Source organism: Micromonospora sp. Utrum1, assembly GCF_057197805.1.
The window spans coordinates 7285504-7309963 of sequence record NZ_CM170071.1; the positions used below are offsets into that span (position 1 = coordinate 7285504).

The following is a 24460-nucleotide window of genomic DNA, read 5'->3' on the forward strand; positions in this document are numbered from 1 at the left end:
AGTGTCGGCCTCGGAAAGAGAGGTGGACGGGTGGCGAGTCCGAAGGCCCGCGCCGGCCGGGCCGCCGCGCTGCACCGCAGGGCCGAGGCCACCGCGACCGCGGCGGCCGGGATCCTCGACGAGATCCGCCCCGCGCCCGCCGACCACCACCGGCAGTACGAGCTGGCCGAGCGGCTCCGGGCCGCGGCGGCGCTCGCCGCGCCCGGCTGGGCCGGTGACGCGCTGGAGACACTGGCGCCGACGACCCCGCCCGGGGACGGCCCACCCGCCTTCGTCCGGGTCGGCACCGCCGCGCCGCTGGACGACGCCCGGTTCCCCGCGCTGGTGCCGCTGCTCTCCAGTGGACATCTGAGCATCGACGCCGACGCCGGCGACCCGCGGGTGGCCGGGCTGCTCCGGGCCCTGCTGCTGCGGCTCTTCGCGGCCAGCCCGGCCGGCGCCCTGCTGGCCCGCGCGGTCGACGGCGGCCCGGCCGCCACCTTCGCCGGCTACGTGGCGCTGGCCGACGCGGGCCTGCTGCCGCCGCCCGCCACCGACCTGCCCGGGCTCCGGGCGGTGCTGGCCGAGGCCGAGCAGTGGGTGGCCGCCGGGACCGCCCGCCAGCGCGGGCACGACCGTACGCTGCTGCTGGTGGTGGCCGCCCTGCCCGACGGGGCCGCACCGTCCGATCTCGACCGGCTCGCCGAGCTGGCCGCCCGGGGTCCCCGGGCCGGGCTGCACCTGGTGGTGGCCGGCTGGCCCGACCGTGCGCCGCTGCCGCAGGCCACTCCGCTGGCGGTGCGCACGGCGTACGCGCTGGTCGGCGACCCGCCGGCGGCCGGGTTCAGCAGTCCCGGAGCGGAGCCGCCGGGCGGGCTGAACTCCCCGATCTTCCTCGACGAGGATCCGCCCGAGGAACTGGTCGCCGGGGTGTGCCGGCGGCTGGTCCGGCAGATCGAGGACGGCTCCCGCCTCGCCCTCACCGACCTGCTGCCGGAGGGCGAGCCCTGGGCGGAGAGCTCGGTCGACGGGCTCACCACGACGGTCGGGGACGCCGCCGGGCGGCCGGTCGGCCTGGGCTTCACCGAGCTGACCCCGCACTGGCTGGTCAGCGGCCGCTCGCAGGCCGGGCGGTCGGCGTTCCTCACCGACGCGCTCTTCGGCCTGGCCGCCCGGTACGGCCCGGACGAGCTGGTCCTCTACCTGGCCGACCTCGACGACGGCGAGTCCTTCGTGGAGTTCCTCCAGACCGAGCGGGACCGGTCCTGGGTGCCGCAGGTCCGGGCCGCCGGGATGGCCGCCGACCGCGAATATGTGGCGGACCTGCTCGGCGAGCTGGAGGGCGAGTTGCGTCGCCGGGAGGAGGCAGCCCGGCGGGCCGGCGGGCAGCGCTACGCCGAGCTGCGCCAGCACCAGTCGCTGCCCCGGATCGTCTGTGTGATCGACAACTTCCCGCTGCTGCTGCGCGAGCGGGACCGGCTCGCCGCCGACCTGCTGGCCCGGCTGGACGGGCTGGCCCGCGCCGCCCGGTCGTACGGGATCCACCTGGTCCTGGCCGGCGAGGGCGACCTGTGCATCGGCGGCCCGCGCGACCCGCTGCTCGGCCAGTTCCCGGTCCGGGTGGCGCTGCCCGGCGGTTCGGCCGTGCTCGAACCGACCAACGACGCGGCGGCCGGTCTGCCGGTGGGCAGCGCGGTGGTGAACACCGCCGGCGGGTTGGGCGGCCCGCGCGGCGCGACCCGGGGCCACGAGCGACTGATCCGGTTCCCGGACCCGCACGACGATCCGGCGGTCCTCGCCGATCTGCGGCACCGGCTCTGGTCGGCCCGGCCCGAGGGGGCCGCCCCGCCGGTGGTCTTCGCCGGGTTCGCCCGCCCGTTGCTCGCCAACGACCCGCGGCACCGGGCCGCGCTGGCCGGCCGGGCGCACGCGCCGGCCGCGCTGCTCGGCCGGGCGGTGGACGTCCGGCGCTCCACGGTGGCCGTGCCGCTCGGGCCGGCCGCCGGCCGGAACCTGGCCGTGCTCGGCCGGGACGAGGAGGCCGAGCGGCTGCTGGTCACCGCGGTCCGCAGCGCCGCGGCGGCGCACCCCGGTGCGGCGCGGTTCGTGCTCGCCCCGCTGGCCAACGGGTCGGCCGAGCCGGCCGGCGTGCTCGCCGCCGAGCTGGCCGGGCGGCACCGGGTGGAGACCGTCGACGTGACCGGGTTGCGGGCGGCGGTGGCGGCGGATGAGCCGGGCTACCTGGTGGTGTTCGGGCTGGACGTGCCGGACGCCGCCGAACTGCCGCCCGAGCTGCTGCGCACGCTGCTGCTGGAGGGGCCGCCGGCCGGCCGGCACCTGCTCGGCTGGTGGCGCACCGTGGCGCCGCTGGCCGGGCTGCTCGGCCCGGAGGGCGAGGTGGACAAGCTCACCGCCGTGGTGGTCACCGACGTGCCCGGCGGCCGGCTGGAACAGCTCTTCGACCGGCCGGTGCTCTGGCGGCCCCGCCCGGGCCGGGCGGTGCTCTGGGACGGTCCCGGCGAGCAGGGGACGGTGCTGGTCCCGTTCGGCGAGGGGGTAGCACCATGAGCGAGACCGGTACGGCGGTGCCTGCGCCCCGGTCCGGCGGCCCGACGGTCGACGTGGACCCGGCCGGGGCGGCCTGGGCCGACTACGTGGCCGCCGCCCGCCAGCTCGACGGCGTACGCCGGGCCGCGGCGACCGCGGCGAGCGAGCAGGCCCGGTCGGTGGCGGCGGCCCGGGAGGAGCTGACCGCGGTCCGCGAGCGGCTCGCCCCGCAGCAGTCGCGGCTGCGGGAGCTGGGCGTGCCGGCCATCTCGCTGGTGCCCACGCCCCCGGAGGTGACCGAGGCGTCCCGGCCGATGGCGGCCGGGCCGGCGGCCGTGCTGGCCGCCCTGCGTACCGCCCGGGGCTGGGCGGACGCGGCGGACGACAGCCTCGCCGCGCGCGGCCTGCCCCGGCTGGCCCGCTGGCCGGCGCGCCCCCGCAACCTGCTGGTCTACGGCCCGCTGGCGCTGCTGGTGCCGCTGGTCCAGCTCGTGCTCTTCCTCGCCACCGGCACCGGTCCGGTGACCGTGCTCGCGCTGGTGGTGGGACTGCCGCTGCCGACGGTCGCGTTCATGCTGGGCTGGCTCGCGGTGGGCCGGCTGTTCCGGCCCCGCCCGGTGGACCGGGTGGACCGGACGCCGCGCTTCGGCGCGCTGGTCTGCCTGGTCCCGGCGGTGCTGACCGCGGCCGGCCTGCTGCTGGCCATGCTGGCCGACTGAGCCCGGACACGGCACAGGGCCCCTCCCGGCGGGAAGGGCCCTGTTTCGCTGCGGTCAGCGCGGGATGATCAGTGACATCGCCTCGGCGCGCGACTTGGCGTCGTGCTGGAGGGTGCCCCGGACCGCCGAGGTGATGGTCTGGGCGCCGGACTTCTGGATGCCCCGCATCGCCATGCACATGTGCTCGCACTGGAGCACCACCACGACGCCGCGCGGGGCCAGCTTGGCCATCAGCAGGTCGGCGATCTGCGAGGTGAGCCGCTCCTGCACCTGTGGGCGCCGGGCGAACACCTCGACGAGCCGGGCCAGCTTGGACAGGCCGGTGATCCGGCCGTCCGGCCCCGGGATGTAGCCGATGTGCGCGCTGCCCCGGAACGGGAGCAGGTGGTGCTCGCAGAGGCTCATCACGTCGATGTCCCGGACGAGCACCAGCTCCTCGTGGTTGGCCTCGAAGGTGGTGCTGAGCACCTGCGCCGGGTCGACCCGCAGGCCGGCGAAGAGCTCGGCGTACGCGCGGGCGACCCGGGCCGGCGTCTGCTGGAGGCCGTCGCGGTCCGGGTCCTCGCCGACGGCGACGAGGATCTCCCGGACCGCCTTCTCGATGCGGCCCAGGTCGACGCTCTCCTCCACCGGCCGGCCGGTGAGCTTGCCGCTGATCAGGCGGGCGGCGACGTAGTCGAGCGCGTCGTCTTCGGGCTCGGTCGCGGAGACGGCCAGCCCCCGGTCGTGGGAGCTGGCCGTCGGGTCGGTGCTCAGTGCGTACCGTCCGAGTTGTTCGAGGGGGACCCGCCGACCGCGGCGCCGTCGGCCTGGGCCTGCGCCTTGAGGGTCTCCTTCTCGGCGGGGGTGAGCACGGGCGGCTCGGTGGAGGGCTGACGCTTGCCGAAGCCGTGGTAGGGGGCCATCGGCGGGCGCTTCGCCACCCGGGCGCAGATCCGGGCCATGTCGGCCGTGGAGAGAGTCTCCTTCTCCATCAGCTCGAGCACGATGTTGTCCAGGACGTCCCGGTATTCCACCAGGATCTCCCAGGCCTCGTCGTGCGCGAGCTCGATCAGCGCCCGCATCTCGCCGTCGATCTCGGCGGCCACCGCGTCGGAGTAGTCCCGCTCGTGGCCCATGTTGCGGCCGAGGAACGGCTCGTCCCCGCTGGTGCCGTACTTGATCGCGCCGAGCTTGGAGCTCATGCCGTACTGGGTGATCATCGCGCGGGCCAGCTGGGTGGCCTTCTCGATGTCGTTGCCGGCGCCGGTGGTGGGCTCGTGGAAGACGAGTTCCTCGGCGGCCCGGCCACCCAGCGCGTACGCCAGGGTGTCGATCATCTCGGCCCGGGTCTGGGTGTACTTGTCCTCGGTCGGCAGGACCAGGGTGTGGCCCAGCGACCGGCCCCGGGACAGGATGGTCACCTTGTGCACCGGCGCGGCGTGCGGCAGCGCCCAGGCGACCAGCGCGTGCCCACCCTCGTGGTACGCGGTGATCTTCTTCTCCTGGTCGCTCATCACTCGGGTCCGCCGCTGCGGACCGGCGATCACCCGGTCGATCGACTCCTCCAGGGAGTCGTTGGTGATCGCCCGCTGGTCCTTGCGGGCGGTGAGCAGCGCGGACTCGTTGATCACGTTGGCCAGGTCAGCGCCGCTGAAGCCGGGGGTCCGCCGGGCGACCGAGTCGAGGTCGACGTCGGGCGTGAACGGCTTGCCCTTGGCGTGCACCCGCAGGATGGCCTTGCGGCCCTCCATGTCGGGGGCGTCGACCGGGATCTGCCGGTCGAAGCGGCCCGGGCGCAGCAGCGCCGGGTCGAGGATGTCGGGCCGGTTGGTGGCGGCGATCAGGATGACCCCGCCCTTGGTGTCGAAGCCGTCCATCTCGACCAGCAGCTGGTTGAGGGTCTGCTCCCGCTCGTCGTGGCCGCCGCCCATGCCGGCGCCGCGGTGCCGGCCGACGGCGTCGATCTCGTCGACGAAGACGATCGCCGGCGCGTTCGACTTGGCCTGTTCGAAGAGGTCGCGGACCCGGCTGGCGCCGACACCGACGAACATCTCCACGAAGTCCGAGCCGGAGATGGAGTAGAACGGCACGCCGGCCTCGCCGGCGACCGCCCGGGCCAGCAGGGTCTTACCGGTACCGGGCGGGCCGAAGAGCAGCACGCCCTTCGGGATCTTGGCGCCCAGGGCCTGGTACTTCGCCGGGTTCTGCAGGAAGTCCTTGATCTCGTGCAGTTCCTCGACGGCCTCGTCCGCCCCGGCCACGTCGGCGAAGGTGGTCTTCGGCGTGTCCTTGGTGATCATCTTCGCCTTGGACTTGCCGAAGTTGAGCACCCGCGAGCCGCCGCCCTGCATCTGCGACATGAAGAACAGCAGCAGGAGCACGAGCAGCGCGATGGGCAGCAGGTTGACCAGCAGGCTCACCCAGATGCTGTCCGAGGAGACCTTGGTGTCGGCCGGGCCGGTGACCCGGTTCTCCGCCTTGGCCTTGAGAACGTCGTTCCAGACCTGGCTGCCCACCTCGTAGGGGAACTGGGCCTCGATCCGGTCGGTGGTGGTGTCGCCGAACTTCGTCTTCTGGGCCAGGTCGAGCTGGAGCGTCTGCTCCTTGTCCTGGAAGACCGCCTTGTTGATCTTCGCGGTGTGGAGCTGGTCGAGCGCCACCGACGTGTCCACGCGGTGGTAGCTGGGGCCAGCCGTGAAAAGTTGACTGAGCACAACGGCGCCGAGGATGACCAGGATGATCCAGACCACCGGTCGGCGGAAGAAACGCGTACGTTCCATGCTGTTGTCGGGCACCGAAGCGCCCGCATCCTCCTGATCGACGTCCTGACCGTCTGAATGGTGTCGCCGCCTCGGGCGGCGGCCGCGGCCGCCGTGCGGGCCGGCCCCGACCCCGAGGCGCGCCAACTGCCGCGCCGCGGTCATTCGACGGTACACCGTTCGTGCCAGATGCGAGCTTGCGAGCCCGGCACTTACGCGTACGGCGAACCCGGGTTTGAGCCGGCGTGGCGGGGAGCTCCCCACCCGGCCACCCCGCCGCCCGGTCACGCGGTTCGAGGGGTCGGGCGTGGAGAGTGCCTCCACGTCACCGGCCTCTACCGTAGACCGGAAGGCTGAGAGCCCGCTGAACGTCGGCTGACGACCGGCCGGGCGACCGGGTCAGGCCCGGGCGTAGACCTCGGGCTTGAGCACGCCGACATAGGGCACCTCGCGGTAGCGCTCGCCGAAGTCGAGGCCGTAGCCGACCACGAACTCGGTCGGGATGTCGAAGCCGACGTACTTCACCGGGACCGGCACCTTGACCGCGTCCGGCTTGCGGAACAGGGCGACCACCTCGACGCTGGCCGCGGAGCGCGACTCGAGGTAGCGCAGGAGCCAGGAGAGGGTCAGACCGGAGTCGACGATGTCCTCGACGACCACCACGTGCCGGCCGGCGATGTCCCGGTCCAGGTCCTTGAGGATCCGCACCACGCCGGAGGAGGTGGTGCCCTGGCCGTACGAGGAGATGGCCATGAAGTCCAGCTCGGCGGGCGGGCCCTGGCGGCCCAGCGCGCGGGCGAAATCGGCCATGAACATGACCGCGCCCTTGAGCACGCAGACGAGCAGGAGACCGTTCTCGACGTGCGCGTAGTCCGCCGAGACCTGCTTGGCCAGTTCCGCGGTCTTCTCGCGGATCTGCGCCTCGGAGATGATCACGTGGTCGATGTCGGCGTCGTACCAGGAGCCGTCAGCCATGCTCCTAGCCTGCCGTACGCCGGATGGCCTCCGTCGGCGGGGCCGCCCCTTTTGGCGCGGTCCCGCCGGGGATTAACGGCGCAGATGGAGCAAATCACCTCAGCAGGTGCGGGAGCGCCAGCGCCGGCCGTCGTCGGTCGGCTTCCAGTCGGCCGAGTCCCGGGTGTCGGCGGTCAGCCCGAAGGCGCTGGCGCCGAGGAGGAGGAGCAGGAAGAGCAGGAGCAGCAGAACGGTCATGGCGGCGCTCGCTTTCGCGTGGTTGATGTGGTTTTCGCCGCCGGTGCGCACCGGACACCATCAAGTTTGCGACCCGCCGTGCAGTTCGGACAGTGGCAGGGATGCCACTGAGCCTCGATTTACTGCCACCTCTGGGGTTACCCTCGTCACATGCTTCGTTCCGTCGCCGTCGTCGCCCTGCAAGAGGTCGCCGCGTTCGAGCTCGGTGTCGTCGCGGAGGTGTTCGGCACCGACCGCACCGCCGACGGCTTCCCCGGCTACCGGTTCGACGTCTGCACCGCCGACGGTGGGCCGGTCCGCAGCCGCTCCGGCTTCCTGCTCACCCCGACCGCCGACCTGACTGCGGTCGACGACGCCGACCTGGTGGCCGTGCCCGCCCACGGCGACGGGACCACGCCGGTCCCCGCGCCGGTGCTGGCCGCGCTGCGCCGGGCGGCCGACCGCGGCGCCTGGCTGCTCAGCGTCTGCTCCGGGGCGTTCGTGCTCGGCGAGGCGGGGCTGCTCGACGGGCGCGACTGCACCACCCACTGGCGGCACGTCGACGACCTCCAGGAGCGGTTCCCGGCGGCCCGGGTGCACTGCAATTCGCTCTACGTGCAGGACGGGCGGCTGCTCACCAGCGCCGGCACCGCCGCCGGGATCGACGCCTGCCTGCACCTGGTCCGCCAGGAACACGGCTCGGCCACGGCCACCCGGCTGGCCCGCCGGATGGTCGTCCCGCCGCACCGCGACGGCGGCCAGTCCCAGTACGTCGAGGCGCCCATCCCCCGGGCGCCCGAGGCGCCCACCCTGGAGCCGGTGCTGGAGTGGCTGATGGGGCACCTGGACCGGACGGTGACCGTGGACGAGTTGGCGGCCCGGGCCGGGATGGCGCCGCGAACCTTCGCCCGGCGGTTCCGCGCCGAGACCGGCACCACCCCCCACGACTGGCTGACCAACCAGCGGGTGCTGCTGGCCCGGCGGCTGCTGGAGGAGACCCGGCTGAGCGTGGAGACCGTCGCCGACCAGGCCGGCTTCGGCGACGCGGCGGCGCTGCGGCACCACTTCACCCGCCGGGTCGGCACCACCCCGCACGCCTACCGGACCACCTTCCGGGAGCGGGTCGACGCCTGATCACCAGCCCAGCATCGCCCCGTCGACCCGGGACTCCGACCCGGCCACGTACCCGCCACCGGGCGCCCGCCAGATCGCCTGGCCGTACCCGAAGACCGACGGCTCGGTCGCGACGGTGATCTCGTGCCCGCGCGACCGCAACCCCGCGACGAGCGCGGGGTCGAGTTCCGGCTCGACCAGCAGCGTCCGGCCCGCGTGCCAGTACCAGCGCGGGGCGTCGAGAGCCGCCTGCGGGTCGCGCCCGGCGTCGATGGTGGCCGAGACGAGCTGCACGTACCCCTGCGGCTGCATGTGCCCGCCCATCACCCCGAACGGTCCGACCGGGGCCCCGTCCCGGGTCAGGAACCCCGGGATGATCGTGTGGTACGGCCGCTTCGCCGGCCCCACCACGTTCGGGTGGTCGGGGTCGGGACGGAAGCCGAGCCCGCGGTTCTGCAACGCGAAGCCGTGCCCGGGGACCACCACGTGCGAGCCGAACGCCAGGTAGGTCGACTGGATCAGGCTGACCATCATGCCGCCGGCGTCGGCGGTGCAGAGGTAGACGGTGCCGCCGCGCTCCGGCTCCCCGGCGACCGGGTCGCCCGCCCGCTCGCTGACCAGCGCCCGGCGGGCCGCCGCGTACGCCGGGTCGAGCAGCGCCGCCGTCGGCACCTCGACTCGCTCCGGATCGGCCACGTGGGCGTGCGCGTCGGCGAAGCCGAGCTTCACCGCCTCGATCTGCCAGTGCAGCCGCTCCTCCGGCGACAGCGTGGCCAGGTCCACCCCGTCGAGCACCTGGAGCGCCAGCAGCGCGGCGATCCCCTGCCCGTTGGGCGGCAACTCCCACACCTCGTGCCCCCGGTAACGCACCGGGACCGGGTCGACCCAGGTCGAGGCGTGCCGGGCCAGGTCGTCGCCGGTGAGGAAGCCACCGGTGCGGGCCGCGTGGTCGTCGATCGCCGCCGCGATCCGCCCCCGGTAGAAGTCCGCCGCCCCGCTCTCCGCGATCCGCCGCAGCGTGCCGGCCGCGTCCGGGTTGCGCCACCACTCCCCCGGCCGCGGCGCCCGACCGCCCAGCGTGAACACCCGGCGGAACTCCGCGTACTCCGGCCCGGCCAGCCCGTCGTGCGCGGCGACCCCGCGCGCCCAGGCGGCCGCCGTGCCCGGGGCCACCGGATAGCCGCGCTCGGCGTAGCCGATGGCGTCGGCGAACAGGTCGGCGAAGGGCAGCGAGCCGAACCGCTCGTGCAGGTCCCGCCAGCCGGCGGGGGCGCCCGGCACGGTCACCGGCAGCCAGCCCCGGGCCGGCACGGCGGGCCCCGCGCCCTGCGCGCCACCGAGCGCCTCGACCGCCGCCGCGCCGCGCCGGCCGGTCGCGGCCAGCACCAGCTCCCGGGTCAGCGCCGCCGGGGAACGGCCGGAGGCGTTCAACCCGTGCAGCCGCTCGCCGTCCCAGACGATGGCGAACAGGTCGCCGCCGATGTCGTTCGAGGGTGGCTGCACCACGGTCAGGGTGATCGCGGTGGCCAGCGCCGCGTCGACGGCGTTGCCGCCGCGTCGCAGCACGGCGAGGCCCGCGGCCGCCGCGAGCGGCTGGCTGGTCGCGACCGCACCGTGGAGGGCCAGCAGCGGCTGTCGGGGGTACGCCATGCGCCCTGTCTACCGCCTCCGGCGGCTCCCGGCGACCCCGGGTGGATCAGGTGGTGAGACGGCCGGCGTGGCGGCGGACCGGGAGGCCCCCGGGCAGGTGCGCGGGGCCCTGCCCGTGCCAGTCGGTGACCAGGGCGTCCAGCGCCGCCACGTGCCGGTGTGACAGGGCGGCCGGCGGCGCGCCCAGCTCACGGGCCCAGGCGTGCAGCACCCGGGCGCGTACCGCCGCCGGCAGTGCCGCCAGGCCGGCGACCGAGAGCCCGCCCTCGGCGGCCCGGATCTCGGCGAGCGCGGTGGCGGCGAGGTCGTCCAGGGCGGCGGCGTCGGCGGCCAGCAGGTGGGCGGTCCGGGCCAGGTTGTCCACTACCCCGGGACCGAGCGCCTCGACCAGGGCCGGCAGCACGTCGGCGCGGACCCGGGACCGGGCGTACGCGGGATCGGCGTTGTGCGGGTCCTCCCAGGGCGTGAGGCCGAGCGCGGCGCACGCCTCGCGGGTGTCGACGCGGGCGACGTCGAGCAGCGGGCGCAGCAGGGGCACCCCGTCCAGCTCGCGGTGGGGCGGCATGCCGGACAGCCCGCGCGGGCCGGCCCCCCGGGCCAGCGCGAGCAGCACCGTCTCGGCCTGGTCGTCGCGGGTGTGCCCGAGCAGCACCGCGGCCGCGTCGTGCCGTCGGGCGGCGGCGACCAGGGCGGCGTACCGGGCCTCGCGGGCGGCCGCCTCCGGGCCGCCGGGGCGGCCAGCGACGGTCACCGGGACCACCTCGATCGGGTCGAAACCGGCCTCGGCCGCCCACCGGGCCACCCGTTCGGCGCGCTCGGCCGAGCCGGCTTGCAGGCCGTGATCCACGGTCACCAGGCCGGCCCGGCGGTCGAGGCGGGGCGCGACGAAGGCGGTGGCGGCGGCCAGGGCGAGCGAATCGGCGCCGCCGGAGCAGGCCACCAGCACCGGCCCGGCCCCGGGCAGCCCGGTCAACGCCCGGCGTACGGCGAGCCGGACGGCGGCGACCGGCGGGGGAAGCGCCGCCAACTCAGCCGGCGGCCGGGGGCACGTTCGCCGGGCCGCCGTGCACCCGGGCCACCCAGGCGTCCGGGTCACCCAGCTCGTCCAGGCGGGGCAGGGTGAGCGGCGAGGAAAAGATCTTGTTGAAACCGGCCATGCCGACCCGGTCCACCACGCCGTGCACGAACTTGCGGCCCTCGGCGTACTGGCGCATCTTGACCTCGATGCCGAGGATCCGGCGGATCGCCTTCTCCAGCGGGTTGCCGGACTCGCGGCGGCGGTTGAACGCCGCCCGGATCGACTCGACGCTGGGGATGACCTGCGGGCCGACGCCGTCCATGACGAACTCGGCGTGCCCCTCCAGCAGGGTCATCAGCGCGGTGAGCCGGTCCAGCACGGCACGCTGCGCCGGGGTCTGCACGATGTCCAGCACGCTGGCGCGGCTGTTCGGGTCCTTCACCGCGTCGGAGAGCGTGGCCACCCCGCGGCGCAGCCGCTCCAGCACGTGCTCGCCGCCTTGTGACGCGTCGACGAACGCCTGCACCTCGCTGAGGAAGTAGGCCCGCATCCACGGCACGGCGGTGAACTGGGTCCGGTGGGTCACCTCGTGCAGGCAGACCCAGAGGCGGAAGTCCCGCGGGTCGGCCCCCAGCTTCCGCTCCACCTCGACGATGTTCGGGGCGACCAGCAGGAGCTGGCCGGGGTCGCCGGCGAAGACCTCGTACTGGCCGAGCACCCGGCCGGAGAGGTACGCCAGCACGGTGCCGGCCTGCACCCCGGTGAGCCGGGAGCCGATCGCCTCGGTGAGCGGCCCGGGGCGCTTGTCGCCGGAGAGCCGATCCACCAGCGGAGTGATCACCTCGCGCAGCCCGGCGATGTTGGCGGCCGCCCAGTCCCGGCGGTCGACCACGCGGACCGGCGGGTGGGTGACCTGGGGGCGCAGACCGGTGTAGTTGGCGACGTGCCCGGCGGCTCCCTCGGTCAGCCGGCGCAGCTCGCCCACCACGTCGGTGGCCTCGGCGTACGACACCCGGGGGCCCGACTTGCCCAGCGCCCCCGCGGTCGCGGCGGCCAGATCCCAGTCCACGAACTGCGCCATGAACCCACCGTACCCGCGCCGCGACACCCCCACCCGGGCTCGCGCCAGCCGATCGACGCCGGTCGCAGCGGGCGGGACGGTCAGCGGCAGCCGCAGCCGGCCAGCGCGGAGGTGATCCGGTCGAGGGCCTGCCGGGTCTCGTCGAGGGCGTCCGGCGTGCGGTCGGTGAGGACGGCGAAGGTGAGCAGCCGGCCGTCGGTGGTGGTGACCAGCCCGGCGATGGCGTTCACCCCGCTGAGCGTCCCGGTCTTCGCCCGCACCACGCCCGCGCCGGCCTTCGTCACCGCCGCCTGGTAGCGCTCGTCCAGGGTGCCGGACCAGCCGCCCACCGGCAGGCCGCCGAAGATCGCGGCCAGGTCGGGGTGGCTGCCGTTGCCGGCGAGCGTGATGAGGTCGGTGAGCAGCGACGGGCTGATCCGGTTGGTGCGGGACAGGCCGCTGCCGTCGGCCAGGCTGATCTCGTCGGCCGGCAGGCCCAGCTCGCCGAGCACCTGGTCGGTGGCGGCCGCGCCGCCCGCGAACGAGCCGGGCTTGCCCTTGGCGAGCGCCACCTGCCGGGCCATCGCCTCGGCGATCACGTTGTCGCTGTCGCTGATCATGATGTCGACCAGGCGGACCATCGGCAGCGACTGGACCTTGCCCAGCTCGGCGCCGGGGGCGGGCGTGCCGGTCGCCGTCGCGCCGGAGGCGGCGGGCGCGGTGCCCCGCTTCACCTCGGCGGCCGCTCCGGAGAGCCCGAGGAGCTTGGCGAACTGCCGGCCGGCGGTCAGGTCCGGCTGGGGCACTCGCTCGGCGGCGTGGTTCATGGCCTCCTCGGTTCGGCGGGCCTCCGCCGGGTCCCGCCGCGCGCCGTCGGTCATCAGCGCGGTGATCGCCGCGCCGAACCCGCCGGTGGGGATGTCGTCGTCCCAACCGGGCTCGTAGACCGGGCCGCTGAACAGGGACGAGTCGACGGTGACCTTGGTCGGGGCGGTGCCGCCGAGCGCCTTGCGCACCTGGGCCGCAAGGTCGTCCAGCCGGGCCGCCCCCGGGTAGAAGCCGTTCTTGTCGACGGCGAGGGTCGGGTCGCCGCCCCCCACCAGGACCACCTCGCCGGGGGCCGCGCCGGCCACCGCCCGGGTGGGGATCCGGTAGGCCGGGCCGCGGGCCGCCAGCACGGCGACCCCGGTGGCCAGCTTGGTCACCGAGGCGGGAACGGTCGGGGTGTCCTGCCCGCTGCCGTAGAGCGCCTCGCCGGTGGTCACGTCGGCCACCGACACGTTCACCCGATCACCGAGCGCGGCGGCGCGGACCAGGGGTTCGAGCGCGGCGCGTACCCCGTCGGGGGTGGGCAGCGGGGCATTGCCGTCCGCGCCGGCCAGCACAGCGGGCGGGGCGGGCTCGGACGACTGCGCGGCCGCGGTCGGGCTGTCCTCGCCGCCCAGCCAGCCGGCCACCGGGCCGGGGCGGACCACGGCCAGGCCGACCGCGGCCAGGGCGACGATCAGTACGGTGGCCAGCACCGCGACCAGCGGGAGCCGGCGTCGACGTGGCGGCGGAGGCGGCGGGAGCGGAGCGGCGCCGACCGGCGGGACGGGCGGGCTCACCGGGATGGATCCGGGCGCGTCGTAGCCGGGCCAGCTCACCGGCGCGGCCGGGCCCGGGCCGTGGCCGCGCGGGTCGGCCTGCCCGTAGTCCCGCGCGCCGGCGTGGCCGTACTGCCGGGGATCGGCGTGGCCGTAGTCCCGCGGCGCGGCGTGGCCGTAGTCCTGCGGCGCGGCGTGGCCGTAGTCCTGCGGCGCGGCGTGACCGTGGTCCCGGGGCGCCGCGTGGCCGTACTCGCGCGGGGCGGCGCGGCCGTGGTCCGTGGGCCGGGGGTGGCCGTACTCCCCGGGGTTGGCGCGGCCGACCGGGGCGGACCCGGCGGCCGGCCCAGGGCGGTGGGCGGGGTTGGTGCCGGGGACCGAGACGCGGCCGGTGGCCCCGCCGGGACCGGAAGTGGCGGACCCGCGCCCGTCAACCCCTTCGGGGCGGTAGTGTGAATCTTCCCTCCCCACGACCCCCTCCTCCCCCGCTCAAAAGCGCCTTGGGTGACACTACTTCGGTCCGAACACTATGCGGCGGCCGGAGCCGGCGGGGGGCGTTCACCCCGTCCGGTGGGCGGCGCCACTGGTTTCCGTTAGCCAGCGTGGGCAAACGAGGGAGCGTGGGAGATGGATTTCGACGTCACGGTTGAGATCCCCAAGGGTCACCGCAACAAGTACGAGGTGGACCACGCGACCGGCCGGATCCGGCTGGACCGCACTCTCTTCACCTCCACCCAGTACCCGGCCGACTACGGCTTCATCGAGGGCACCCTCGGCGAGGACGGCGACCCGCTGGACGCGCTGGTGCTGGTGCCCGAGCCCACCTTCCCGGGCTGCCTGATCCGCTGCCGCACCATCGGCATGTTCCGGATGACCGACGAGAAGGGCGGCGACGACAAGGTCCTCTGCGTGCCCTACGAGGACCCGCGCCAGGAGCACCTGCGGGACATCCACCACCTGGGCGAGTTCGACCGGCTGGAGATCCAGCACTTCTTCGAGGTCTACAAGGACCTGGAGCCGGGCAAGTCGGTCGAGGGCGCGACCTGGGTGGGCCGCACCGAGGCCGAGGCCGAGATCGTGGCCTCGTACCAGCGTGCCAAGGAGGCCGCCGAGCGCGGCGAGACCCTGCACTGACCTGATCCGCGCCGACGGGCCCGGGCCGCTCCACGGAGCGACCCGGGCCCGCGTGCGTGCCGGTCAGCCGAGCAGGCCGCGGGCCCGGTCGTAGAGGTCGAGCACCGCGCAGGCCACCGGGACCACCGCCACCACCAGCGCCGTGTCGGTCAGGTCGGCCAGCCGACCGAGGTACGGGGAGACCGGTCGCCGGGCGTACGTGGCGCCGGCCGCGACGGCGACCAGGGCCAGGGCCAGCCCGCCCACGGTCAGCGCCAGCCGGCCGGCCGGGCCGGCCCGGTCGGCGAGCACCGCGCCGAGCAGGGCGTACCCGGTCAGCCCGGCGGCGACGGCGGGCACCCGGTGGCGGACCGCCACGAAGAGCCGGGAGCGCAGCAGCAGCACCCCGCAGCCGACCGCCACCAGCAGCCGACCGGCGGTCCCGCCGGTGGTGGCGAGCACCGCGGTGGCCGCGACGGCCAGCACCGCGTGCCCGAGCAGCATCCCGGTCAGCATCTCCTCGGTGCGGGCCACGGCCGCCTGCACCCGGCCCCGGTCGGGCAGGTCACGGACTCCGGGCGGGCCGCCGGCCGGGGCGGGCAGGGTGATCGGCGGCAGCGGCACCTTGCCGAGCCGGATGGCCAGCAGCGGCAGCCCGCCCAGCGCGAAGACCAGCGCGCAGAGCAGCACGGCGGCGGTGCCGGCCGGGTCGAGGAGCAGCCCGCCGAGGCCGGCCGCCGCGCCGGCCGCGCCGGTGGTCGCGCCGGCCAGGAAGACCCGGGACCGGCTGACCACCCCGAGCAGGCCGAGCACCGACACCAGCAGCAGCGCCACCGAGCCGGCGAGGAGTTCGGGCGCGCCGACCCAGCGCAACGGCCCGAGCGGGCCGACCGGGTCGCCGGTGCCGACCGCCAGGGCGCCGGCCGCGGCGGCCCAGGGCAGCGCGTACCCGCCGAGGGTGGCGCCGACCGGCCCGTCGCCGTAGGCCCGGGAGGCGGCGGTGGCGGCGAGCACCAGGAGCAGGGCGACCGTGGCGGCGACCGGCCAGCCGCTGCCCGGCCCCGGGCCGGCGGCCACCACGGCGAGCAGCCCGACGGCCAGCGGCACGCCCGCGCCGGCCAGGGCGGCTGCCCGGGTGGCCCCGGGCGACCAGGCGGCGCCCCGGCGGCGGGCCCCGTCGGCGATCGCCTCGACCACGTCGTCGTATTCCAGTTCGGGCCACTGGGCGCGGGCCGGGACGAGGTGCAGCACCTCGCCGTCGCGGACGCCCTGGGGCAGCAGCGCCTGCGCGGTGGCCAGCACCGCGCCGTCGGTCCGCCGCAGCACCCAGCCGCCGTGCCGTTCGCCGTCGTCGGCCAGCCCCTCCCCGGCGTGCCGGAGCACCTCGGGCAGCAGCTCGGCGAGGGGGACCTGCTCCGGCAGGGCCACGTCGACCCGCCGCCGGGGGGCGCTGATCGTGACCCGGGCCAGCCCGCTTGTCATCGATGTTTCTCCATATCGAGCGGGAACGGTGGCTGACGGACGAGTGGACTTTACCTACGATGAGCCAGGCTCGGGTTACCGAGAGCCATGGGGAGGCGGAGTGTCCACTGTCGTCATCAAGCGGCCGCCGCGCCGCCCGGCGCCGGAGATCCCGGCCGGTGAGCTGCCCGTCGAGGCGCCGCCGGAGATCCCGGCGGTGGCCGGCGGGCGGTGGCAGCAGGCGCTGATGGTGCTGCCGATGCTCGGCGGGACGGTGGCCATGGCGATGATGTTCGGCCGGGGCGGCGGGGCCTACTCGTACGTGGTGGGCGGCATGTTCGGGCTCTCCTCGGTGGCGATGCTGGTGACCTCCTGGGGCAGCGCCGGCCCGAAGAGGTCGGAGATGATGGCCGCCCGCCGGGAATACCTGCGGCACCTGGCCGCGCTGCGCCGCCGGGTCCGGGAGACCGCCGGGGCACAGCGGGCCGGGCTCTACTACCGGCACCCCGACCCGGTGCGGCTCTGGTCGACCGTCGAGAGCCACCGGGTCTGGGAGCGCCGGCCGGGCGACCCCGACTTCGCCGTGGTCCGGGTCGGGGTCGGGCCGCAGACGCTGGCCACCCCGCTGGTGCCGCCGGTCACCCGGCCGCTGGACGAGCTGGAGCCGATGACCGCGGGGGCGCTGCGGCGCTTCCTGGACGCGTACTCGGTGGTGCCGGACCTGCCGGTGGCGCTCTCGCTACGCAGCTTCGCCCGGGTCTTCGTGCGCGGCCCGGCCGCCCCGGCGCTGGCCCGGGCCGTGCTCACCCAGCTCGCCGTCTTCCACGCCCCCGACGAGCTGCTGATCGCGGTCTGCGCCGGGCCGGAACGCCGGGCTCGGTGGGAGTGGGTCAAGTGGCTGCCACACGCCCACCACCCGGGCCGCACCGACGCGCTCGGCCCGGTCCGGCTGGTCACCAGCTCCGCCGCCGAGCTGGAACGGCTCCTCGACGACGTGCTCGCCAGCCGGTCCCGGTTCAGCCCGGCCGGTCCGGCCACCGACGGCCCGCACGTGCTGGTGGTGCTCGACGGCGGCGACCTGACCGGGGCCACCGACCTGGCCGGCGACGGCGGGATCGACGCGGTCACCGTGCTCGACCTGGACACCCCGCCGCCCCGCCTGCTCGACCGGTACGCCCTCCTGCTCGACGTGGTCGACGGCCGGCTGCACTCGCACTCCGCCGAGGGGCACGCCGAGGTGGGCGTGGCCGACGCGCTGGAGCCGGCCGACGCCGAGGCGGTGGCCCGCCGGCTCGCCCCGCTGCGGCTGGCCGGCACCGTACGCGGACCGGACGCCCCGCCCGGCGCCGAGCCGGGCCTGCCCGAGCTGCTCGGGCTCGGCGACCCGGAGAACTTCACCGCCGAGCAGGGCTGGACGCCCCGGGCGGCCCGGGACCGGCTCCGGGTGCCGATCGGGGTGGGCGCCGACGGCGGGGCGATCGAGCTGGACCTCAAGGAGTCGGCGCAGGACGGGATGGGCCCGCACGGGCTGCTCATCGGCGCCACCGGCTCGGGCAAGTCCGAGCTGCTCCGCACGCTGGTGCTCGGGCTGGCCGCCACGCACAGCTCGGAGCAGCTCAACTTCGTGCTGGTCGACTTCAAGGGCGGCGCCACCTTCGCGCCGTTCGAACGGCTGCCGCACACCGCCGCGGTGATAACCAACCTGGCCGACGCGCTGCCGCTGGTCGACCGGATGGTCGACGCGATCAACGGCGAGCTGATGCGCCGGCAGGAGCTGCTGCGCCGGGCCGGCAACTTCGCCGGTGTGCGCGACTACGAGCGGGCCCGGGCGGCCGGCACCCCGCTCGCTCCGCTTCCGTCGTTGCTCCTCGTCTGCGACGAGTTCTCCGAGCTGCTCTCCGCCAAGCCCGACTTCATCGACCTCTTCGTGCAGATCGGCCGGCTGGGCCGGTCGCTCGGTGTGCACCTGCTGCTCGCCTCGCAGCGGCTGGAGGAGGGCCGGCTGCGCGGGCTGGACACCCACCTGTCGTACCGGATCGGGTTGCGCACCTTCTCGGCGCTGGAGTCCCGGACGGTGCTCGGCGTGCCGGACGCGCACGAGCTGCCCCGCAGCGCAGGGCACGGCTACCTGCGCTCGGGCACCGACCCGCTGGTCCGGTTCAAGGCCGCGTACGTCTCCGGCGCGGTACGCCGGCGGGCCGGCCCGGCGGGAGCGGCCGGCGCCGGCAGCCCGCGGCTGCTCGCCTTCTCCACCCACCTGGTGCCGGTGCCCGAGCCGGCCACCCCGGCCGCCCTCCCCGCCGAGGAGGAGACCGGCGAGACCCTGCTCGACCTGATGGTCGGGCGGCTGGCCGGGCAGGGCCGGCCGGCGCACCAGGTGTGGCTGCCCCCGCTCGACGAGTCACCGTCCCTCGACGAGCTGCTCGGCCCGGTCGGTGCGGACCCGGTCCGCGGGCTCACCGTGGGCAACCCGGAGCTGCACGGCGCCCTCCAGGTGCCGGTAGCCGTGGTCGACAAGCCGTTCGAGCAGCGCCGCGACCTGTTCTCGCTGGCCCTGGACGGGGCGGCCGGGCACGTCGCGGTGGTCGGCACCACGCGTAGCGGCCGGTCCACCCTGCTCCGCACCCTGGTCTGCGCGCTGGCACTCACCCACACCCCGGCCGAGGTGCAGGTCTACTGCCTGGACCTCGGCGGCGGGACGCTCGGCGCGCTGCGCGACCTGCCGCACGTCGGCGGGGTGAGCGGCCGGGCCGACGACACCGCGGTACGCCGGACCGTCGGCGAGATCGCCACCCTGCTGGCCGAGCGGGAGCGGCGGTTCACCGAGGCCGGGGTGGAGTCGATGGCGGCCTGGCGCCGGCGCCGGGCCACGACGACGTCGGAAGGCACCGACCCGTTCGGCGACGTGTTCCTGGTGGTAGACGGCTGGAACACCCTGCGCAGCGAGTACGAGGACCTGGAACCCCTGGTCACCGAGCTGGCCACCCGGGGCCTGGCGTACGGGGTGCACGTGGTGGCGAGCGCGCTGCGCTGGTCGGACTTCCGGCCGGCGATCCGGGACCTGTTCGGCTCCCGGTTGGAGCTGCGCCTCGGCGACCCGGCCGACTCGGTGGTCGTCAAGCGCGCGCTCGCGGCGACCGTCCCCGAGGAGCGGCCGGGGCGCGGGATCACGGCGGGCGGGCTGCACTTCCTCGTCGCCGAGCCCCGGGTCGCCGGCCTCGGGGCCGAGACCGGCGACCTGGTCAAGGCGGTCGCCGGGGCCTGGGCCGGCCCGGTCGCGCCCCCGGTGCGGCTGCTCCCGCCGGTGCTGCCCTACGCCGAGCTGGACCAGGCCGCGACCACCGGGCTGGCCTTCCCGATCGGGGTGGCCGAGGCGGACCTGCGTCCGGTGGTGCTGGACTTCGCCATCGAGCCGAACTTCGTGGTCTTCGGCGACGCCGAGTGCGGCAAGTCCTCGTTCCTGCGAGCGCTGGCCACCTCGATCGTCCACCGGTTCACCCCGGAGCAGGCCCGGGTGATCCTGGTCGACTACCGGCGCAGCCTGATGGGCGCCATCGAGACGGCGCACCTGATCGGGTACGGGACCGCCGCGCCGCACACCGCCGAGCTGATCGAGTCGGCGGCCGGCTACCTCCAGGGGCGGCTGCCCGGGCCGGGGGTCACCCCGGCGGAGCTGCGTACCCGGTCGTGGTGGACCGGGCCGGAGCTGTTCGTGCTGGTGGACGACTACGACCTGGTGGCCGGCGGGCCGACCAACCCGGTGCGGGCGCTGGAGGAGCACCTGCCGCACGCCCGGGACGTCGGCCTGCACCTGGTGCTGGCCCGCCGCTCCGGGGGTGCGGGCCGGACCTCGTTCGAGCCGGTCATCCAGCGGTTGCGGGAGTTGTCCACGGCCGGGCTGGTGATGTCGGGCGCCCCGGAGGAGGGTCCGCTCGTCGGTCAGGTGAAGGCCGGCCCGCTGCCGCCGGGCCGGGGTCGCCTGGTCACCCGGCGGGAGGGCGTACGCCTGGTCCAGCTGGCCCATCTCCCGCCCGGGTGACCAGCCCCACCGAGTTGCACCGTGACGTACGGGAAACCCGGTAATCTCCGAGCAGCATGTGTCTGACGCGACGAAATGGCTGGGGAATGTGACCAGGGATCGGCAGGGAGTTCCCACCGCGCCACCCCGGCGTCTCGCCGGGCGCGCGCTGCTCGGCGCGGTGGCGGTCGTGGCCACCGTGGCCGGTCCACTGGCCCCGCCCGCGCACGCCGCCCCAGCCGTCGCGACCCGCGAACCGGCCCGGCTCGCCCCGCTGCACACGGTGGCCCGGACGGACCAGGTCCGCGACGAGCAGTGGCAGCTCGAGGAGCTTCGCGCGAAGACGGCCTGGCGCACCTCGACGGGGCGCGGCGTGGTGGTCGCGGTCATCGATTCGGGTGTGGACGGTACCCATCCCGACCTGGTCGGCCAGGTGCTTCCCGGCGTCGACCTCGTCACGCCGGACGGCGGGGACGGGCCGGACCCGGTGGGCCACGGCACCACGGTGGCCGGCCTGATCGCCGGGCGGGCCGATGACGACCGCGGCGTCCTGGGGCTGGCGCCGGAAGCCCGGATCCTCCCGGTCCGCGTCCTGGACGACGAGAACCGCTACGACGACGCACTGATCGTCGCCAAGGGGGTGCGCTGGGCGGTCGACAACGGCGCGCGCGTGATCAACCTGTCCCTCGGCGGCGGCGGAGACAGCCCGGCCCTCGCCGCGGCCCTCGACTACGCCTTCGCCCGGGACGTGGTGGTGGTCGCCTGCACCGGCAACCTGGCCACCTCGAACAGCCCGAAGGTCTGGTACCCGGCCCGCGAGCCGGGGGTACTGGCGGTCGCCGGTCTCGACCGCAACAGCCAGAACCTCTGGTCCGGCTCGATCACCGGCCACCAGACCGTGCTCACCGCGCCGGCCACCGCGCTCTACGGCGCCCGCCCGGAGGGCTACTGGCGGGTGCAGGGCACCAGTTTCGCCGCCCCGCTGGTCGCCGCGACGGCCGCGCTGGTCCGGGCCCGCTATCCGCGGATGTCCGCCGGGGACGTGGTCAACCGGCTGATCACGACGGCCCGCGACCTCGGTCCCACCGGCCGTGACGACCGGTTCGGCTACGGCATGGTCGACCCGGTGGCCGCGCTCACCGCCGACGTGCCGTCGGTCGGCCGCAACCCCCTCGACGACAACGACTCTCCCGGCGTGGTGGGCTTCGGGCCGGCCCCCGGCGCCGGCCGCGACACCCGGGCCGCCGCCGGGCAGGGCGGCGAACCGTTCGGCTACGGCCCGCAGCAGCAGACCCGGTGGTCGGCCCGCCCGGCCGGCCAGGCCGACGACTCGGCGCCGGAACGGCTCTGGTCCGGCCTGGCCCTGTTCGTCGCCCTGGTCACCGGCGCCGCGCTGATGGTCCGCCGGTTCCGGCAGTCCCACCGCTGACCGCCGGCCCGTCTGACGGAGCCCCACCCTGGGTAGTGACCAGCGCATGAACACGTCCGGCGACCTGACCTCCCTGCCCGAGCGGTCCTGGCGGCGGCGCCGCCTCGACCCGGACCATTCGCTGGGCCTGCGGCTCACCCTGGCCGCCCTCGCCGCGTTCCTGGTGCTGGTGCCGTTCGCCCTGCTCGCGCTGCTGGTGCTGGACGCCTGGTCGCCGCTGTCCCGGCTGGACGCCACGATCACCGACGCCCTGCACGGGTACGCCCTCGACCATCCGGCCTGGGTCCGGGTGATGGCGGTCTGGACCGACGTCTTCGGGCCCGGCCCGCTCCGGGTGGCCGCCGCCGGGGTGGTGGTCTGGTTGCTGCTGCGCGGCGCGCCCCGGCTGGCGCTCTGGGTGGTCACCACGATGACCGTCGGCGGGCTGCTCGGCGCACTGCTCAAGCTGCTGGTGGGCCGGCACCGGCCGGACCTGCTCGACCCGGTGGCCCGGGCGGCCGGCTACTCCTTCCCGTCCGGCCACGCGCTGAACGCCACCCTGGCCGCCGGGGTGCTGCTGCTGGTCTTCCTGCCCTTCGCCCGGCACAGCCGGGCGGTGCGCGGCGCGCTCTGGACGGCGGCGGTGCTGATCGCGGTGGTGACCGGGCTCAGCCGGATCGCGCTGGGGGTGCACTGGACCAGCGACGTGGTCGGCGGCTGGCTGCTCGGCGTGGCGGTGGTCGCCGCCACCACGGCCGCGTTCTCCACCTGGCGGACCCGGGTCGGCCGGCGGCCGGCGCGTACCGCCCGGGAGGGGGTCGAGCCGGAGTTGGCCGAACCGGGGCCGGACGGCCGCCACGCGTAGTCCGGCATCCGCCGGGGTAATGGGCGGCTCATGTCCGATGTCGCGGTCCAGATCGCCCGGCGGGTCCTGCTGCCGGTGGCCCTGCTCTTCGCCGTCCTGGTGGCGCTGGGCCTCCTGGTCACCCGGGTGTTCGCGAAGACCTGGCCGTTCACCGTCGAGGACGCGCTCAACCGCGAGTTCGCCGCGCACCGGACCGCCGGCTGGAACGACGTCTCGCTGGTGTTCAGCACGCTGGCCAGCACTCAGCTGATCGTCGTGGTGACGGTGCTGGTGGCGCTGGTGCTGCGGCTGGTGCTGCACCGCTGGCGGGAGCCGCTCTTCCTCTGCGCCGCGGTGAGCGCGCAGGCGCTGATCTTCCTCTTCACCACCATGGTCATCGACCGGACCCGTCCCGCCGTCGAGCACATGGACGACTCGCCGCCGACCTCCAGCTTCCCGTCCGGGCACACGTCGGCCGCGATGGCGCTCTACGTGGGCATCGCGGTGCTGCTCGCGCTGCGGGCGCGGAGCGCCCCGGCCAAGGTCGGCTGGTGGGCCCTGCTGGTGCTGGTGCCGGTCGGGGTCGCGCTCACCCGGATGTACCGGGGCATGCACCACCCCAGCGACGTGGCGGCGTCCTTCCTCAACGGCGGCGCCTGCGTGGCGATCATGGCGCGGGCGGTGCTCGACCGCACGCTCACCTGGGGCCGGACCAAGCTGCCGCTCGGCCGCTCCGGCGACGGCGTGACCCGGGCGGGCGCCTCCACCGGCTGACCGCCGCCGGCTCAGGTGCACTCGCCGGTGGCCACCCCCCGGGTACGCTCCGCGCCGGCCAGCGCCACCGACCGCGCCTCGGCGGAGGTGACCGCGAAGCCGGTGTTCGGGTCGTCCGCGGCGGCCGCGAAGATCACGCCGAGCACCAGCCCGTTCGAGGAGACCAGCGGGCCGCCCGAGTTGCCGCTGCGGACCAGCGCCCGGATCGTGTAGATCTCCCGGGTCACGTCGCCGGCGGAGTAGATGTCCGGCCCGGTGATCCGGTCGACGTCGCGGATCCGGGCCGGGCGGGCGTCGTACGGGCCGTCGAGGGGGAAGCCGAGCACGATGGCGTCGGCCCCGCTGCCGGCCTCCCCGGCGGCGAAGCGCAGCGACGGCCCGGGCAGCCCCGGCACGTGCAGCACGGCCAGGTCCCGCTCGGGGTCGTAGACGACGACCTCGCCGTCGTAGCGGTCGCCGCGCAGCTCCACCGCCACCGTGCGGGTGCCCGCCACCACGTGCGCGTTGGTCATCACCCGGTCGTCGGCGTACACGAAGCCGGAGCCCTCGATGCGGCGGGCGCAGCTCGGCGCGGAGCCCAGCACCTTCACCACCGACCGCTGGCTGTTCTTCACCACCTGGGAGTTGGCCAGCGTCGGGTCGGGCGGGGAGACCTGCCGGGCCCGGGTCGGCGCGAGGTCGCCGAAGACGTCCGGGAAGCCGTTGGTGTCGACCGTGTCGCGCAGCGCCGTGGACAGCTCCTGCGCCTTGTCCGGCAGCACCCGGTCGACCACGGTGAGCAGCGCGCTGTTGCGGACGGACGAGGCCAGCCAGGGCACCGACGAGGAGCCCAGCGGCACGGCGACCAGCCAGGCCACCAGCATGACCGCGAAGACCGAGATGACCGCGCCGCCGGCGTCGTCGATCTTCCGCCCGGCCGGCCCGGTGATCGCCGCCCGCAGGTTGGAGCCGAGCCAGCCGGCCAGCGCCTGGCCCAGCACGGCCAGCCCGAAAATGGCCACCAGGGAGATCAGCACGCGGGTGCCGCTGTCGGTGAACTGCCGGGCGACCAGCGGCCCGAGCTGGAGGCCGAGCAGCGCGCCCAGGAAGAAGCCGGAGAACGACAGCGCCCCGATGACGAAGCCCTGACGGTATCCGCTGATCGCGAACACGAGCATGAGCAGGAGCAGTACGAGATCCACGGCGGACACGCCCCAAGGGTACGGGCACCGCGCCCGGAAGAGGCTGGCCGCTCGCTG

The 24460-nt window shown here is 75.5% G+C and carries 18 protein-coding genes; 8 read left to right on the forward strand and 10 right to left on the reverse strand.

Annotated features, from left to right (window positions below):
- The first annotated feature begins 30 nt into the window (after positions 1-30).
- Both AC0OLQ_RS34380 and AC0OLQ_RS34385 read left to right on the forward strand, forming a co-directional pair.
- A complete protein-coding gene (locus tag AC0OLQ_RS34380; RefSeq protein ID WP_484529582.1) occupies positions 31-2547 on the forward strand; it encodes an FtsK/SpoIIIE domain-containing protein in 2517 nt (838 codons plus the stop codon).
- Positions 2544-3245, forward strand: coding sequence for a hypothetical protein (locus tag AC0OLQ_RS34385; protein ID WP_484529583.1), 702 nt, complete (start codon positions 2544-2546; stop codon positions 3243-3245). The genes AC0OLQ_RS34380 and AC0OLQ_RS34385 overlap by 4 nt, the downstream gene beginning before the upstream one ends.
- Before the next feature lie 54 nt (positions 3246-3299).
- Here the strand turns inward: AC0OLQ_RS34385 and folE are convergent, their stop codons facing one another.
- The 4 genes from folE to AC0OLQ_RS34405 form a co-directional block, all read right to left on the reverse strand.
- On the reverse strand, positions 3300-3962 hold the full coding sequence (gene folE / locus AC0OLQ_RS34390) for a GTP cyclohydrolase I FolE (RefSeq protein ID WP_357334723.1): 663 nt from the start codon (positions 3960-3962) through the stop codon (positions 3300-3302).
- A gap of 35 nt (positions 3963-3997) precedes the next feature.
- Entirely contained in the window at positions 3998-6007 is a 2010-nt protein-coding gene (gene ftsH, locus AC0OLQ_RS34395) for an ATP-dependent zinc metalloprotease FtsH (RefSeq protein ID WP_357334720.1), read from the reverse strand.
- Between the two features lie 378 nt (positions 6008-6385).
- Entirely contained in the window at positions 6386-6961 is a 576-nt protein-coding gene (hpt, locus tag AC0OLQ_RS34400; protein ID WP_151463854.1) for a hypoxanthine phosphoribosyltransferase, read from the reverse strand.
- 99 nt (positions 6962-7060) lie between these two features.
- Complete coding sequence (locus tag AC0OLQ_RS34405; protein WP_484529584.1) at positions 7061-7198, reverse strand: hypothetical protein; 138 nt, start codon at positions 7196-7198, stop codon at positions 7061-7063.
- Between the two features lie 150 nt (positions 7199-7348).
- Here AC0OLQ_RS34405 and AC0OLQ_RS34410 point away from each other — a divergent pair, with 150 nt between their 5' ends.
- The gene (locus tag AC0OLQ_RS34410) at positions 7349-8311 is read left to right on the forward strand and encodes a GlxA family transcriptional regulator (RefSeq protein ID WP_484529585.1); all 963 of its coding nucleotides are present in this window, start codon (positions 7349-7351) and stop codon (positions 8309-8311) included.
- On the opposite strand, the gene AC0OLQ_RS34415 is transcribed toward AC0OLQ_RS34410, so the two are convergent.
- From AC0OLQ_RS34415 to dacB, 4 genes are all read right to left on the reverse strand, one after another.
- Positions 8312-9940 (reverse strand): gamma-glutamyltransferase family protein, encoded by a 1629-nt coding sequence (locus AC0OLQ_RS34415; RefSeq protein WP_484529586.1) that lies wholly within the window; start codon positions 9938-9940, stop codon positions 8312-8314.
- A 46-nt stretch (positions 9941-9986) separates the two neighbouring features.
- On the reverse strand, positions 9987-10967 hold the full coding sequence (gene tilS / locus AC0OLQ_RS34420; protein ID WP_484529587.1) for a tRNA lysidine(34) synthetase TilS: 981 nt from the start codon (positions 10965-10967) through the stop codon (positions 9987-9989).
- Between the two features lies 1 nt (position 10968).
- Complete coding sequence (locus AC0OLQ_RS34425) at positions 10969-12039, reverse strand: zinc-dependent metalloprotease (protein WP_484529588.1); 1071 nt, start codon at positions 12037-12039, stop codon at positions 10969-10971.
- Positions 12040-12119: 80 nt separating this feature from the next.
- Positions 12120-13625 carry a D-alanyl-D-alanine carboxypeptidase/D-alanyl-D-alanine endopeptidase gene (gene dacB / locus AC0OLQ_RS34430; protein ID WP_484532506.1) on the reverse strand — a complete coding sequence of 502 codons (1506 nt, stop codon included), beginning with the start codon at positions 13623-13625 and terminating at the stop codon, positions 12120-12122.
- A 606-nt stretch (positions 13626-14231) separates the two neighbouring features.
- Here dacB and AC0OLQ_RS34435 point away from each other — a divergent pair.
- Positions 14232-14738 (forward strand): inorganic diphosphatase, encoded by a 507-nt coding sequence (locus tag AC0OLQ_RS34435; RefSeq protein WP_091266984.1) that lies wholly within the window; start codon positions 14232-14234, stop codon positions 14736-14738.
- 63 nt (positions 14739-14801) lie between these two features.
- On the opposite strand, the gene eccD is transcribed toward AC0OLQ_RS34435, so the two are convergent.
- Complete coding sequence (eccD, locus tag AC0OLQ_RS34440) at positions 14802-16199, reverse strand: type VII secretion integral membrane protein EccD (RefSeq protein ID WP_484529589.1); 1398 nt, start codon at positions 16197-16199, stop codon at positions 14802-14804.
- Between the two features lie 100 nt (positions 16200-16299).
- Between eccD and eccCa the strand changes: the two genes are divergently transcribed.
- The 4 genes from eccCa to AC0OLQ_RS34460 all read left to right on the forward strand — a co-directional run bounded on the left by eccCa (position 16300) and on the right by AC0OLQ_RS34460 (position 23222).
- Complete coding sequence (eccCa, locus tag AC0OLQ_RS34445; RefSeq protein ID WP_484529590.1) at positions 16300-20217, forward strand: type VII secretion protein EccCa; 3918 nt, start codon at positions 16300-16302, stop codon at positions 20215-20217.
- Positions 20218-20305: 88 nt separating this feature from the next.
- Complete coding sequence (gene mycP, locus AC0OLQ_RS34450; protein WP_484529591.1) at positions 20306-21625, forward strand: type VII secretion-associated serine protease mycosin; 1320 nt, start codon at positions 20306-20308, stop codon at positions 21623-21625.
- A 46-nt stretch (positions 21626-21671) separates the two neighbouring features.
- On the forward strand, positions 21672-22469 hold the full coding sequence (locus AC0OLQ_RS34455; protein ID WP_484529592.1) for a phosphatase PAP2 family protein: 798 nt from the start codon (positions 21672-21674) through the stop codon (positions 22467-22469).
- Between the two features lie 30 nt (positions 22470-22499).
- A complete protein-coding gene (locus tag AC0OLQ_RS34460) occupies positions 22500-23222 on the forward strand; it encodes a phosphatase PAP2 family protein (protein WP_484529593.1) in 723 nt (240 codons plus the stop codon).
- A gap of 11 nt (positions 23223-23233) precedes the next feature.
- Here AC0OLQ_RS34460 and AC0OLQ_RS34465 read toward each other — a convergent pair whose 3' ends face one another.
- Positions 23234-24412 carry a MarP family serine protease gene (locus AC0OLQ_RS34465; RefSeq protein WP_357334044.1) on the reverse strand — a complete coding sequence of 393 codons (1179 nt, stop codon included), beginning with the start codon at positions 24410-24412 and terminating at the stop codon, positions 23234-23236.
- Positions 24413-24460: the final 48 nt, after the last annotated feature.